The sequence below is a fragment of the Candidatus Tisiphia endosymbiont of Nemotelus uliginosus genome (assembly GCF_964264835.1).
Classification (GTDB): domain Bacteria; phylum Pseudomonadota; class Alphaproteobacteria; order Rickettsiales; family Rickettsiaceae; genus Tisiphia.
In genome coordinates this window covers 1,268,643-1,283,891 of the sequence record NZ_OZ183485.1, presented here as the reverse complement: position 1 = coordinate 1,283,891, position 15,249 = coordinate 1,268,643, and the positions used below count along the sequence as shown (strand labels likewise).

Below are 15,249 nucleotides of genomic sequence, written 5' to 3'. Positions count from 1 at the left end.
TACCCGTTGATTTAAGCTATTATAGTTGGCGAGTTTAATATTAAAGCCAATTGTGACAGACCATCAACTGCTCCTTGCCGTACTAGCTCTATGGCTTCTCTGCCCGTGTCAATTTTATTATTAATTATAGCTTCAATTTGTAGACCATAATCATCTTCTCTTAGTGACTGAATTAGTCCAATGGGCTTCGTACAATCATGTTGCCATAATAATTTAATATTTGGATAGTTTAGTTCCTGACTTGCGAAGGCCCCTTTAATTATTAAATCATTATGTTGATCTAGAACATTACATACACTAGCATAACCTGAGATATGCACCCCTTGGCTGCCAACAGATTTGATAGTTAAATTTTGATTTCCGTGAGCGCGGTATAAAAGTTGAGTATCCATGTTACCTATAATTGCAATAATTATAGGTAACATATCCTATTAATACCCTACCACTAAGTATTTGAAGAAAAAAATTTTATATAACCAAAAATTAATATTAAGACTTCTTTTAGAGCTCGCTTCGGGTAGGGAATTTGAAGAAAGCTCCTCGCTTCAAACCGCAACGTACTTAAATGTACGCCAGGATTTGAGCCTAGATTCATTGTCCAAATTACCATCGCCAGTAGAGTTTCGAAAGAAGTCTATTAATTCCGGCTACATTTTACCTTTGTATAGAGCTGCTAGGGCCTGGCTTATGCCCAGGTGTGGAGGGAGGAGTGATCTTATGTTCTGATAGGGGGGTAGTAGTACATAAGTTTTTCATGGTGTCTACCAAAGCAGCAGTATTATTACTACGAGATGTAGTAGCTTGTGCAGTATCTACGTTACTAATTCCCTTTTTTGCTAATGTTGCTGTAGCATAATCTAGCCCTTTATTAGGATTGTCAATCGCCCTATCAACCTGCTCAAGCATTTTCATAGCATTATCTGCAACCTGTAAACAAGTCTCTCCTTGCTTTTCTAGTGGCTGACTAAAGATTGATTGTATTCCTTCTATAAAACTATTACCTACGTTTTTGAGCAGATCTACTATAGGAGATATTATGCCTGCCAAGGGAGATAATAACCCTTTTATCCCGTGACTAAATATAGTCCATATTTTAGGGATATATTCTTCAGAAGCATGTTCAATATTAGAAGCTATTTTACTTATTTTGCTAACTTTAGTGGCAAAATAAGTCAATTTTTCTTTCTCTTCTTCATTGAGCATAGAATCTGCAGCAAGATTTGCCCCTTTTTCCAAAAACTCACAAGTCTCTATAAACCAAGGGATAATGTCCTTAGACAAAGCCTTAGCACCACGCGACTCTATGTCTTGTAGCATATTTTTTGGTAGAGGTATAATCTCCTCTATGAAGTGTAGCAAGTGATTAAACGATTTTGGATCCTTTATTGTTCTAATATCTTCAAAATGACGTCCCTTAGACATAAGCAATTGCCCTTTAATTTTATGTATAAGTTTTAATTTATACATAAATTCAAGAGTAAAATCAATAGTTACTGTAAGAAAGAGGATAATCTATTATTAATTTCTTAAATATACCACAATTTCATGTAAAGATCTCTTGTGTCATCGTCACCTTCTAGTTAATGCCCCACTGATCTTCCCCCAGACTGAGGGCGTGTTTTCCCTACATTAGTATGAGCAGTAGAACTTCTGTTTGTTACATGAGTCAAAGGATTTGGTGCTAACTCCTCAATACTTTGAGAGATAAATTTTAGTAATGTTACATTCTGCTTAGTATTTACAGGTTTGCTTTCCTGGTGATAGACTCCCACTTTGTCAGGGAACCCGTCTACCGTGGTTTGTCTTTCTTCGGTTTTTAACCTAACTTCCACTAACTCCTTATCACCTGTCCCTTCCTTGCTTACTAATGCCTCCCCTCTTGCCTCAGCTACTGTTTTTAATAATTCTTTTAATAGTTTTACTCGCTCAGTATGAGGTACATCATTCTTTAGTTCTTCCTGAGTGTATTGTTTAATCAAATCTTTCTGCTCCGCTAAGGATTTACCTGCCAAATCTGTCATAAAGCCTTCGCTTTTGTTTCAGGATCCTTTTCCATCATGCCCTTGTTTGAATGATCTCCCAAAGGTGAGAGGCTCTTTTTTTGATGTTCAAGCTTGTCTCTTACCTGATCTGCTAACTGATGGCTATCTCCATGACCTGCTTGTCGAATAGCACCATGCTCTTTTCCATTCGCTAGTTTTGGCGTATCTCCTCCTATCCTACTGTTAGCACTAGATTCAGCAGATTGTGACGCTGGATTTTTATCAATATCAGAAGCAAGTTGATTACCTGTCGATTTACCGTCTTGCTCCTGATACTTTTCAATAATTCTTCGTTGGCGCTCGTCTTGAATTGGTTGTTTTATGCCTGGAGAATTAGAGACCCCAGCAAGACCCACATCCTTATCTTGTGCCTCCAGTGGCACAGAGAATCCCAACTTTGTTAATCTCCCTATCGTGCTTCTTCGTTCTTCTTCTGACTGGGAGGCAAGCTGTTTCGCTATCAACTCACTCTCTGTTTGGATACCAACGTTGTGAGCTGCCAGTACCTGGGATAACCGCTCATACGGCAGCGCACTCTTCGCGCCTGCTAATATTTCTTGGGTACTTTTATCAGGAGCAGGAGGATTCAAATGTGTAGCTTGTGCCGCCTGTATGATTTTTGCAAGCTTTTCCTCTATTGCTGGGTCTGGAACCTGCGTATCCCTCAAACCTTTATCAAGATTAATTTTATCCTCCTCTAAGCTACTTACCACATCTTTAGGTTGCTGCTGCCGCTCAATACCAAGACCAGGCTCCACCACTTCCGAAACATCGAATGCGTGACCTTTCTTTTTTTCTACTGCAAGCAGTAGTTCCTGATATTTCGCTTGGGGTATACCGGTAGTAATAATTTTTCCTCGATGCTCAAAGTATCCCATTTCCTTAGGGTCCTTACTATTGAACTGCATAGGCCTAGGGGCACTAAACTCAATTAACTCTCCACGACTATTATAATGGAGAGTAACACGTAATGGATTATTATTCTTACTTAAATACTCACCATGTTCATCCATTAAATCTAATGATAAAATTACTGGAGCACTAACATTTTCTGGCGGTTTTAAGCTTGTCTCAATGCCTTGTATCTCTCTATGCGCCTTTATTTCTACCACTGTACCATCTAACTTTCGTGCCTGCATAGAAGAAGGCCTGACTTCTGAGTATCGTAATGTAATAATTGGTTTGTCAGTTCCCGGATCTTTTATTTCTGTTGGACCAGTTTTTTGCCATTCTATGGTCTCAAAATCCTTTTGAAATTTGTCACGAACATAATTATAGCCTGCAAGTTCTAGCTCTTCTAAAGTAAACTTGCCTTCTGGATCTCTAAAACACTGATTAATTGCTTGTTGATTCTTCTCATCCTTTAAAAACTTTGCACGAGAGTCGAAATCTTCAAGTTTCTCATCTGGGAAATGCCTAGCTAGCCATGCCCATTGTGGCTCCAAGACCCGCTCTCGAATTGCCTTTGTTATCGCATCCACCTCTTCTTCATCCCCATACAACCAAGGAGAATTAAAAGGTATATTCTTATTGCCAGCAGAGGGTAAGGACTCCCCCTCCTTGTCTTGCAGTTCTATAGCACTGTTCTCTAATGCATGTGGACCATCACCCGACGGATCTGGCAAAAAGATCACGCCATCTTGTGGACTATTTATTAGGGGATTATTCTTAAAACGCAAAGTGACATCTAGAGTACCGCCATCCTCAGTGCCTATATCTCCCTGGCTGCCATCCATCTCTCCTTCTCCATTCTTATGTTTTTACTAATAATAATTAAATGTTAATTAATATCCCCGGAAAATGCAATCATTTTATACTACTCACAATAAAATAAAATCAACTTTGTATTACTTTATGATATTCTTTATTTAATTCTCTCACCGTCCATATCCATATTATGCAAATTATACTAAATACACACATTAAATACATAGATATAGATTGATAAGTTGCAGAAGGCAAGATAATAAAGATTAAAGATTGTAATAGGGCGCTAGAAGATTTACCAAGCTTAGTGCCAATAACATCTGCTGCTGCCTTGCCCTTAGTTTTTAGCTCCGTATCTAATGGCACATACGACATTTCTTTAGTAGAATCAAATAAAGTATATTTACTAGATTTACTTAAAACATTTTGCATTGCACCAAGAGAAATAGCAACTAAGGAAGGATCGGTAAGCATAAAGCTTGTTACTACCAAAGCTGCTAAGCAATCAAAATTAGTGACAGAAAAAAATAATAAGCCTGTGGTAAAAACCATTAACGGGGTGATCAAGGCAGCAGTATACCACCCTAACCTTCTAACAATATTAGAGCCTAACACCACAAATATGATAGTAAATATACCAGTATAGCTTAAATAATTCCCTACAAACATTGCAAACTCTGTCGGAGTATGATAAATCTGAGCGGCAGCTGCTTTCCAAGGACCTTCCACTAAATTAATGGCTATCCCATAACAAACCAGTAAAGTGGCAATTAATCTGATATATCTTGAAGTAATAATCATTTCCAAACTTTCTAACAGCGTGATAGACTGTTTTTGCACTGAAAATTGGAGCTTATCACGCTCGTATTGGGGCAATATCTTATGATTTAAAAACCAAAATGTGCCTAATGCCAATATTCCAAGTACCAATACACAGGATAGAATCACTTGGATAGAGATTTCGCTTTCAGTATGTATTAAACCAAATTTATTAATTAAATATTGATTGAAATAATCTAAGTTCTCTAAAAATTTACCTGAGATATAAAGACCAGTTTGAGCAAAAAGGCCAAATAAAGGATAGAATCTTTTAGATTGATCTATAGAAGTGATATTGTTAACAAACTGCCAAAATAATAAGGCAAATATCACATTTGGCCATAATTCCGCTACTATATAGAATAAAGAAAAGCTCCATTTAGATAAAAGTAGAATAAACCACTTAAAATTAGGGTAAGCGTTTATTAAAATATTAGCATGCTCGTTGCTTAAATGTAAGGTAGTATAATTAGGGAAAATTAGAAAAGCAAATAAGGCAAAAAATAATAGAAAAATTGATAATATTAAGTAAAATATGCTTTCACCCTTCATCTTATTAACTAATTTAACATATAGGATGGCAATAAGAAAAGCAGACGGCAAAACTCCCCAAAATTTTAGAAATGCTACTGTCTCAGTGCCAATCATAGTATTAATTAGACTATCTTTGAGAGCCCGGATCAGATTCTGGATAAATAAGATACAAAACATTATCAGGGTAATGTAAAGAAATTTGGAAACCTCAGATCGTTCTATAGGCCAAACATATTCTATTAAATTATTGACAGGATTAAGAGAAGTAGAAGATCGTGATTTAGTCGGGGATATAGTATTGCTGGAGAAAAAGAAATATGAGAAAATTTTAAGAATTACTGCCATACGCAGCCTAACCTCCTTTCAACTTGGCTAGAACCTTATGCTAAAGCTTTTTATCGCATGCGTCAACAAAAAATTACTATTTCATTATTATTTTTACTGCAATTCTCTATAAAACCCCTTATGTTAGCGGGTTCCAGCTATTTTAAAGCATTAAGCATAGTTTGTGCTGCTTTGATGCCAATCTTTTTCCAATTTTTTAGGCTAGAAGTTTCATGATGAAAGACGATTTTACTGCCATCTAGGTTAGCTAACATAAACTCGGTATAAATTCTTTTGTTACTATATTGAGAATAAGCAGCAACCGCAGTTTTACAGCTGGCATCTAAATATTCTAGAAATGCTCTGCCTACTTGTATTAGATGCCAAGTTGCCAGATGATTAATCTTATTACATATTTCCTGTATTTCATTATCATTTTTTCTAATTTCTATTGCAATAATTCCTTGTCCAACCGGAGGTAACATTTGGCTGATATCAATAAAATGACAATATTGCTTGTTAAATAAACCTAATCTTTTTAAACCACTATACGCTAAAATTGTTGCCTCTACCTCCCCTTGCAGTAATTTTTTAATTCTGGTATCAACGTTACCTCTAAAAGTAACAATCTCTAAATCAGGCCGTTTATCATGCATTAGCACTTTCCGGCGCACCGAAGAGGTACCTACCCTGCTATAAAGAGGTAAGTCTTCTATACATGTATAATTTTTACAAATAAAAACATCTCGTGCATCTTCCTGCTCCAGAACAGCTGAGATCATTAATTCTGGCGGCAACTTACAGGGCACATCTTTCAAAGAATGAACAGCTAAATCAATCTCCCCTTTGATAAGAGCGATCTCTATTTTTTTTAAGAATAAAGCTTTACCACCTATATCGTAAAGGTTCCTATCTTTAATTAAATCACCGGTAGTAATGATTGGAATTATTTGGTAGTTTACAGCAGGATAATGGAGCTTGAGCTGGTCAATCACTAAATTTGTTTGTATTAAAGCCAAGGGGCTGCTGCGCGTACCTATTTTTATTATTTTATTCATCGTAAATAATTATTCTTCACTAAAATCAAATAGGTAAAGTAGCTATAAAAGTAGTTTTACCATTTTGATCATTTTCAGCCCAAATTTTCCCCATATGAACTTCCATGACCTTTTTACAGAGCGCAAGACCCATCCCTCTACCTCCTGCAGGAGTACGGGTTTTTGAACTGACCATAAACACCCCAAATATATCCAATAGTTCTTCTTTCGGTACTCCTATACCCTCATCTTGAATAGTAAATTTCACTTCTAGGGCGGTTTTAATTAAATTTATAGTGATCTTCCCCTTATTACCATAAGTAATAGCATTAATAATTAAATTATCTAAAGTTTGTTTTATATAATATTTATCACAATTAACTAGAATATTATCTGCAATATTTAATACAAATTCTAATTCTCTATCATTGAGATATAGTTCACTACATACATTAATTCTTTCATGCACTAAATTACTAAAATTGACCTCTTCTTTATTTAAATTATAGGTTAAACTCATTAACTTAGAAAAATCTAATAGATTATTCATTAAACTATTTAATCTCCTAGAACTTTTAGCAATCACTAAGGCAGCTTGTCGACGCTGCTTATCTGAAAGTTGATCATATTTTTCCCATAAGGTTTCTCCCAAACTAGTAATGCCGGTCATAGGAGTGTGAATCTCATGATTAATATTTCGTAAAAATTCATGCTTCAGATTTAATAGTTTCTGTAATTCTTCCTCTCGGTCACGTATTTGCCTTCCCAAATGGATATTTTTCGCTTCTGCGATCTCTTGTTGTTTTTGCTTAGGCCTTAAAAACAAGATCAAGATAATAGCAAATAAGATTAAGTAGCTCACTATCTTAAGCTGAATAAATTCATCACTTGGTAAATTATCAACATGCATATAATATTTATAAAATTCACTACTAATAAACATATTAATTACAATTAAAATCATGGTTAAATACCACCTTAATAAAATCGCAACGATTATTAAATTAACCATAAATACTACTATTTGTAGCTTATTGTAATTATTAATAATAATAAGAACACTATTAGAAAAAATTAGAGTATAAAATATACACAATAACCATAATACTGAAATAAAATTCTTGTTTTTATACTTTGGTGACCATAAGGGATATATTAAAAGTAATGCGGCAGTAATAAGTGCCGTATAATTTATAAAGTTGTATAGGTATATATATTCCTGATATTTGTGATTTATCCCTTCAGGAACTATATAAATCGAAAAATGTGTACTAATCATTATAAAAAGCCCCAGGTAAGTATAGGTACTTTCTTGTTGAGGCAAGCTATTATGACATAATTTTAAAATATTAAAATTTTTAATATAATTAAATAAGTTAATGATCTTACGTTTACGTTTAGCTGTTAAGTGAGTAAGATATGGTAGCTTCCTATCCTTGCTAAACCCTCCAGGTTGTTTTAATAAATAATGACTCCCCAAGAGAAATACCAAATTAGCAAATAACCCTACTATTGCAGCATAAAATTGCGACATTTGCGAGGAATGCCAAAATAATATAGTGAAAAACCCTGCTACCATACCGATTAAGATACATTTAGAGGTGGATCTAAAACCAAATATGGATAAAATTAGAGGAGCCGATACTATTGGCATATAAAAACTAGTCTTTAATAAAGAAGTAAATAATAAATTTTTTATATATAATGAGATAATAAAAGCAATTATTCCTATAAGAATCGTATTAATATAAGAAAAGGTTACAGTCTGTTTCAAGGACCATTTGATCCCTAACGATTTAGGTAAATCATAAGAAGCAATAATTGCTGCAACATTAATATATGAATTAACTGTAGATATTAGCATAGACATAATACATACAGCAAGCATCCCTTTAAGCCCGATATGGTAATCATCCATGCACCTCATCATATGAGGTATCATATCATTAAGTTGGAGATTGGGGTTACTACACAATAATAATATAGCGGTCCAAATGAACATTATTAATAGCACAAAACAGGCTATAGAAGCAATACCAAAGGATTTAGTAACTTGGGCAGTATCCTTTGCCATCAATATTTTTTGGAAAACCGCAGGATTTAAAGAAGGAAAAATAAAAAATATAAATGAGCTAATCAAAGGCCAAAATTTAGGATTGGCAACATTAACTAACTGAGTAAAATCAAATAAGGGGCTTTGTAAAACTGTATTATATATTATTGTTTCACTATCAAAATTTTGCCAAATAGCTATACCTAATATCGGCACAATAACGCAAAAAGTAAAAAATTGTACAGTATCACTGAAGGTAATAGCTCTTATTCCCCCTACCGATGAGTAAGCTATTACTACCACAGCAATGGATAACGTAGCATAAAAGCCAGAAAAATTAGGAAATAATTGTAAAATTACTGAAGCTATATGAAATTGTATAGATACTTTAGCTATGCAATAGCATATGCTAGCAATAGCAGTGACAAACCTCACGCGCGGACCATATAAATTTCCCATAGCTTCTGCTACCGAAAAATTTCCTAAGAAACTCTCTACACGCGGTGCTAAAACGAAGCAAACTATTAGACTATTAATAATCGTGCCTATTACAGCAGGAACGATATAAAAGAGCCCATTAGTATAAACTTGAAATATATTAGTTAGAAAGACGCTACCACTGATCCAAATAACAATAGCAGTGGCAGCTATGGTCGCTGTAGGAAAATTTCTTCTACCAATGGCATATTCCTTCATACTCTGTACAGCAGTATATTTATTTATACTGAGCTTTTTTCCAGAAGTTATACCTATTAATAAGTTAATAACCAAGAAACAAATAAAGATAATAATATCTATATTCGAGTACAGAAATGCCATAGGTCTCTTATTTGCTAAGGTAAATTTATTATAAATAATACTATATTTTATTAGGGTATCTTTAGTTCGTCAGTTAAAGGTACCTCTTATTTTATAATCTCCAATCAGGTATTGATAAAGAGACTGGTATATTTTTTATGGTTGCAATACCATTTTGTAATGAGACGTAATTATCTAATCTAATTAAAGCGATTCCCATATTCTGGTAATTGGAACATAATACACCAATTTTCGTATTGTTTATAACAATCTCATCATTTTTTAATATATTTGCAATATTTATTTCACCAAATAATTTAAATATTTTCTTTCGAACAACACCCTGATATTTGGCACGTGAAATAATTTCCTGGCCAATATAGCAACCCTTGGTGTAACTTACAGCATTTAATTCCTCGCCGCCATATTCCACTGGGACTGATCGATCATATATCAGATCCTCGTAACCATCTACTATTGCTAAATTATACTTATCACGCAAATATAATTGTTGCACTTCTGCCATTTGAGTAGGTAGGTAATGCGTATATTCTTTAGCAATGATAGAGCGGAATCCTAACTTGTTATAGCGCGGATCCCTAATAGACATCATCGCATAAGCTTCTAACTTTTCTTTAGAATAAAGAACTTGGTAAGTGTCATTTAAATCAGCTATCTCTATCTTAGCACGCAATTTATACCTACTTAAATGGGATTTAAATAACTCTACTTGATTGATATTAATATCAACTAATAAATTTGTAGATGACACCTTAAATACAAAAAAATCAAATAAGTATCTCCCTTGATTACTAAGAGCATAATTATAACAATAATCATATTGTTTTATATCATTAGTAGTTAAATTATGTAAAAAGTTTATAGCATCATTCCCTGACACCCCTATAATTGCTCGATCTGTTAATGTTTCATACATATTATTTTCTACATTTTAATTGACTTTAGCGCTTTTATAACTACTATAAGCGTATACTTGCATGGTTTCAAAATATTGGATTTGCAAAGGAACGGTAAAAGAGCAGAGAGTTACTAAATCCTATCCTCTTTAATATATGACTCCATGATATTTTTACACAACAATTTTTTAAAGTAAAAAAGTATATTGATACAATAATTATTTATTATATGAGATGCTCTTCCTATTGTACGTCTTCTGAATATAAAATGAATGATTTGGTAACAAACCTAAACAAAGTTGGTCTTGAGCCACAATTTTTTGATGACGTCATACATATTCAGAAAAATACCCGACAAGATTCTGGTCCTATTGATGTTTTTTTCTTTCCTTTCGGTTGTGTCATTATATGGGGCGCTGAAGAAGAACAAGAAAAAGTTATTTTAGCGGATATAGTCCCTCTTCATGGCCGGCAAAATAATGAACTAATTGCCGACTTTATTTATTTTGATTATGATGAAGAAGCTGGCAAGACTTTTATTGATGAAGAAAAAAATGAAATTATTCTAGGAGATAAATCTACTTTCATTAAATTATCTATTTCACATGCTCTAGCGCAATCAGTCAAGCTTAGCGTTCTTGAGCAATCAGTAAGCAACTTAATAGTCAAAACTACTCCTATTCAACAAGAATTAGCTAGAACCGGTAGTGTTTCGCTTTCAAAAAAAGAAATATCTCAACAAATTGGGATATTATTTAATGAACGATATTCTATTAATTTGCATAGTGATATACTAGATACTCCAGAATTCTTCTGGAGACGTCCCTAGCTACGAACCATTATATTTAATGACAGTAGAATTTCAAGATATCCAGATTCGCCAAAATATTCTTAACCACCGTTTAAGTATGATCCATGAATTATATAATATTTTGTCGAATGACTTAAATTACAAACATTCTACTAGATTAGAATGGATAATTATAATATTAATTACTATGGAAGTTGTGCTTTCTCTAGCTCATGATAATCTATTCTTTAAAATCATTAACTACTTTGTAAAGTAATTAATACTCTTAGGCTTGATAAATAGGTTAATTAAAAAAAATCTACTACATAAAATGAAGAAATTGATTGTTGCGTTATTAGGGCTTTTTCTTACTAGTAATAGTTCGGCGTCAGAGCCTCATGCTTGGCAAATGCTATTTCAAACTCCTGCTAGTCAGTTAATGGAAGAACTACAAGGATTTCATAATTTTTTACTATTAATTACTGGTGGAATCGTCTTAATTGTTTGCGCTTTATTAGTATATGTTTGTATTAGATTTAATGCTAAAGCAAATCCTATACCAGCCAAATTCTCTCATAATATCTTAATTGAAGTCATTTGGACAATTATCCCAATAATAATTTTAATTGTTATAGCAGTTCCATCATTCCGTATTTTACGTTTTGCTGAAAAAACCCCTGAGGCAGAGATGGTAGTTAAGATAGTAGGATATCAATGGTATTGGCATTATATTTATCCCGATCATGATAATATAGAGTTTGATAGTTATTTAATTCTTGATCAACATTTAAAGCCTGGGCAAAAACGCTTACTAGATGTTGATAATCGCCTGGTAATTCCAGAAAATACTATTGTGAAATTTTTAATTACGGCAGGAGATGTGATACATAGTTTTGCTATTCCAGCTCTTGGGATCAAAATAGATGCGGTTCCCGGCAGACTTAATGAGGCTTGGACTAAAATTACTAAGAGAGGAGTATATTATGGTCAATGCTCTGAGCTTTGCGGTATTAACCATGGTTTTATGCCAATTGCCATTGAAGTAGTGAGTAAGGAAGAATTCCAAAATTGGTTAATAACGGCAAAGACAAAATTTGCTATCAGAAATCAGCTGATACCAAGTTGCTTTCAAGACAGTAGTAGGAGTATGAGTGGCGAGGCGCGCGGAACCTAGTAGCTCTCGGTGAGCACGACGAATCCCGAAATATAATGTGAAGCAAGCAACTTGGTATGAGTCAGAAGATAGCTTATAATGAACTTAATATCTTAAATTTCGACTTGTATCAATAAAATTTTATGGCCAATAAAAATAACCTTTATCCTCATACTTATACCAAGCAAGTTAACAAAGAGCTGGTATTTTTAAACAATTTCATCCGGAATCCTAATATATCCGTAGGAGATTATAGCTATTATCATGATGATAGGCAATATCCTGAACGTTTTGAAGAACAAAATACTAGGGGTTTTGGGCAGTGCAAATTAACAATTGGTAAATTTTGTTCTATTGCAAGAGGCACAACTTTTATTGCTGATGATATGAATCATCCGATGGACGGTTTCTCTACCTATCCGTTCTTTAATTTTGAAGGATGGGATAATTATACTCCTAGCTCAGGTAAAGGACGAAATACTGTAGTAGGAAATGATGTATGGTTTTGTACCAATGCGCTCATTATGCCAGGCGTCACAATAGGGGACGGAGCTATTATAGGAGCAGGAGCACTAGTCACTAAAAATGTAGATCCTTATGTTATTGTTGGTGGCAACCCCAGCCAAATTATTAGACAAAGATTTTCCACAGAAGTAATCGATGAATTATTAAGAATCAGGTGGTGGGATTGGGATTATGAGAAAATCACGAGAAATATCAAATATATCGTTGGCAATGATATTGCACAACTAATAAAATGTCAATAACAGGAAAATTTATGAGTGTACTTGCTGATCATCATGATATTCCACAAGGTATAACCAGATGGATATTCTCAACTAACCATAAAGATATCGGTATGATGTATATCATATTTTCGATATTTGCTGGAATAGTCGGTGGGTTATTTTCTCTTATTTTTAGATTGCAGCTCGCCATGCCGGCAGGACAAATAATTCAAGATTATCAACTATATAATGTAATCATTACTGCCCATGCTATAATTATGGTGTTTTTCATGATTATGCCTGCTTTATTTGGAGGGTTTGGTAATTATTTTGTTCCCCTTCTAATCGGGGCTCCTGACGTTGCTTTCCCAAGGCTCAATAACATCAGCTTTTGGCTACTAGTGCCGGCATTTATTTTATTAATGCTCTCAGCGTTTGTAGATAATGGACCAGGTACTGGCTGGACTCTGTATCCTCCTTTAAGTAATTTAGTAGGCCACCCTGGTGCCGCTGTTGATATGGCCATTTTAAGCCTTCATCTTACAGGCCTTGCTTCAATAGTAGGCTCAATCAATATGATTGTTACTATCTTTAATATGAGAGCAGAAGGAATGGGTTTATTTGACATGCCTCTCTTTGTATGGTCTATTTTGCTTACTGCCTTTTTATTAATATTAGCGATTCCGGTCTTGGGCGGGGCCATCACTATGTTACTAACTGATAGAAATTTTGGCACTACATTTTTTAAGCCCGATGGTGGCGGTGATCCAGTATTATTCCAACATTTATTCTGGTTCTTTGGGCATCCGGAAGTATATATAGTGATATTACCAGGCTTTGGCATAGTAAGCCAAATCATCGCTACTTTCTCACGTAAGCCAATATTTGGTTATTTTGGTATGGTGATGGCGATGATCATTATAGGGCTAGTAGGATTTATGGTGTGGGCCCACCATATGTTTACGGTTGGTCTGACTTATAACACCTTAGTATATTTTACTGCTGGTACTATGATTATCGCAGTCCCAACTGGCATTAAAATATTTAGCTGGATTGCTACTATGTGGGGTGGTTCTATTACCTTTAAGACCCCTATGTTATTTTCTATAGGATTTATTCTGCTATTTACGATAGGTGGAGTCACAGGAATAATATTATCAAATTCAGCCCTTGATCGAGTACTGCATGACACCTATTATGTAGTCGCACATTTCCATTATACTATGTCCTTGGGAGCATTATTTACTGCCTTTGCTGGATTCTATTACTGGTTTGGTAAGATGTCAGGACGGCAATATCCTGAACAGATGGGGAAGATTCATTTTTGGATCACCTTTATTGGAGTCAATATGACATTTTTCCCGCAGCATTTTCTAGGTCTTAGTGGAATGCCAAGAAGAATACCTGACTACCCAGATGCATTTGCCGGTTGGAATATGGTCTCTTCTATTGGGGCGGCTATTTCCTTCGGCGCCGCCCTTTATTTTGTATTCATTGTCATTTATACCCTAAAATATGGAGCAAAATGTCCGGATAATCCATGGGGAGATGGTGCTGATACACTAGAATGGACAATTTCCTCCCCTCCCCCATTCCATTCATTTGAGATACCACCCAAATTGCCGCAAGCATAAAGTTAATTTTTAAAGTTTTGTTATTAAATGGACGTTCAGGATTGTATTTTAACAGTATTTATTGTATCTTAGGATAATTTTTATTCTATATTATTAATATCATGCAGGAAGTTAATAGTGAACAAACCCTAGAACCTGCAGGGTTCTGGAGGAGAGTTGCTGCATCATTAGCTGATAGCATAATATTCTTCTTCTTAGAATTTATAATCATCTCACTTATAATGATTTTTACTGAGTGGGATGGAGCAGCTTCTTTACGATCTCGAGTTAAATTCAGTATTGATACCAGTCCTCTAAGTAATCATGATATTAGTATGATAGATATTGTAATAGTGATATTTACTATTACTCAGGGCTGTTATATTGCAGCCTTTGAATCATCTCGACTCCAAGCAACAGCTGGTGGCTATTTGGTAGGAATAAAAATCCTGAATAAGGATGGCAGTTCCATAGGGTTTTTCAAGTCTTTTTTTAGAATCATCGGCATGCAAGCTATCGTATTCTTAGCTAGTGCAATTGGCATATTCGCTGGCATATTAGCTAGCTTTGCCTTGAATCCCGATATATCTGAATCCGATATATCCTGGATCGCCAATAAATTAACGATTACATTAATAATTATGTTAATAACTATAAATATTGGTTGCTTCATCGCTAAAAAAAGGTTTCTGCATGATATAATTTTTAGAACAAGAATGGTACGAAGGTAAAGA

General features: G+C 34.5%; 13 protein-coding genes and 1 pseudogene. 6 read left to right on the top strand and 8 right to left on the bottom strand.

Annotated features, from left to right (window positions below):
- Window positions 1-11 precede the first annotated feature (11 nt).
- From ACFELV_RS05555 to ACFELV_RS05535, 5 genes are all read right to left on the bottom strand, one after another.
- Entirely contained in the window at window positions 12-392 is a 381-nt protein-coding gene (locus ACFELV_RS05555; RefSeq protein ID WP_375327105.1) for an HK97 family phage prohead protease, read from the bottom strand.
- 262 nt (window positions 393-654) lie between these two features.
- Window positions 655-1,422, bottom strand: a complete 768-nt coding sequence (locus ACFELV_RS05550; protein WP_375327104.1) for a hypothetical protein — start codon at window positions 1,420-1,422, stop codon at window positions 655-657.
- A 158-nt stretch (window positions 1,423-1,580) separates the two neighbouring features.
- Window positions 1,581-2,021: a hypothetical protein gene (locus ACFELV_RS05545; RefSeq protein WP_375327103.1), complete on the bottom strand. Its 441-nt coding sequence runs from the start codon at window positions 2,019-2,021 to the stop codon at window positions 1,581-1,583.
- On the bottom strand, window positions 2,018-3,778 hold the full coding sequence (locus tag ACFELV_RS05540) for a Sca4 family protein (protein ID WP_375327102.1): 1,761 nt from the start codon (window positions 3,776-3,778) through the stop codon (window positions 2,018-2,020). Before ACFELV_RS05540 ends, ACFELV_RS05545 begins: the two co-directional genes overlap by 4 nt.
- 100 nt (window positions 3,779-3,878) lie before the next feature.
- On the bottom strand, window positions 3,879-5,342 hold the full coding sequence (locus tag ACFELV_RS05535; RefSeq protein ID WP_375327534.1) for an Npt1/Npt2 family nucleotide transporter: 1,464 nt from the start codon (window positions 5,340-5,342) through the stop codon (window positions 3,879-3,881).
- On the opposite strand from ACFELV_RS05535, the gene ACFELV_RS05530 reads away from it, so the two are divergent.
- Window positions 5,302-5,478, top strand: coding sequence for a hypothetical protein (locus ACFELV_RS05530; protein ID WP_375327568.1), 177 nt, complete (start codon window positions 5,302-5,304; stop codon window positions 5,476-5,478). The genes ACFELV_RS05535 and ACFELV_RS05530 overlap by 41 nt on opposite strands.
- 106 nt (window positions 5,479-5,584) lie before the next feature.
- Here the strand turns inward: ACFELV_RS05530 and hemC are convergent, their stop codons facing one another.
- From hemC to ACFELV_RS05515, 3 genes are all read right to left on the bottom strand, one after another.
- Window positions 5,585-6,484, bottom strand: coding sequence for a hydroxymethylbilane synthase (gene hemC / locus ACFELV_RS05525; protein WP_375327101.1), 900 nt, complete (start codon window positions 6,482-6,484; stop codon window positions 5,585-5,587).
- Window positions 6,485-6,509: 25 nt separating this feature from the next.
- Window positions 6,510-9,212 carry a sodium:solute symporter family transporter gene (locus tag ACFELV_RS05520; protein WP_375327100.1) on the bottom strand — a complete coding sequence of 901 codons (2,703 nt, stop codon included), beginning with the start codon at window positions 9,210-9,212 and terminating at the stop codon, window positions 6,510-6,512.
- Between the two features lie 214 nt (window positions 9,213-9,426).
- Entirely contained in the window at window positions 9,427-10,251 is an 825-nt protein-coding gene (locus ACFELV_RS05515; protein ID WP_375327099.1) for a YgfZ/GcvT domain-containing protein, read from the bottom strand.
- Between the two features lie 248 nt (window positions 10,252-10,499).
- Here ACFELV_RS05515 and ACFELV_RS05510 point away from each other — a divergent pair.
- The 5 genes and pseudogenes from ACFELV_RS05510 to ACFELV_RS05490 all read left to right on the top strand — a co-directional run bounded on the left by ACFELV_RS05510 (window position 10,500) and on the right by ACFELV_RS05490 (window position 15,246).
- Window positions 10,500-11,298 (top strand): annotated as a pseudogene (locus tag ACFELV_RS05510) (RMD1 family protein).
- A 54-nt stretch (window positions 11,299-11,352) separates the two neighbouring features.
- Window positions 11,353-12,195: a cytochrome c oxidase subunit II gene (coxB, locus tag ACFELV_RS05505; protein ID WP_375327098.1), complete on the top strand. Its 843-nt coding sequence runs from the start codon at window positions 11,353-11,355 to the stop codon at window positions 12,193-12,195.
- 122 nt (window positions 12,196-12,317) lie between these two features.
- Window positions 12,318-12,941 carry a CatB-related O-acetyltransferase gene (locus tag ACFELV_RS05500; RefSeq protein ID WP_375327097.1) on the top strand — a complete coding sequence of 208 codons (624 nt, stop codon included), beginning with the start codon at window positions 12,318-12,320 and terminating at the stop codon, window positions 12,939-12,941.
- A gap of 11 nt (window positions 12,942-12,952) precedes the next feature.
- Window positions 12,953-14,536, top strand: a complete 1,584-nt coding sequence (gene ctaD, locus ACFELV_RS05495) for a cytochrome c oxidase subunit I (RefSeq protein ID WP_375327533.1) — start codon at window positions 12,953-12,955, stop codon at window positions 14,534-14,536.
- A 101-nt stretch (window positions 14,537-14,637) separates the two neighbouring features.
- On the top strand, window positions 14,638-15,246 hold the full coding sequence (locus tag ACFELV_RS05490; protein ID WP_375327096.1) for an RDD family protein: 609 nt from the start codon (window positions 14,638-14,640) through the stop codon (window positions 15,244-15,246).
- Window positions 15,247-15,249 lie beyond the last annotated feature (3 nt).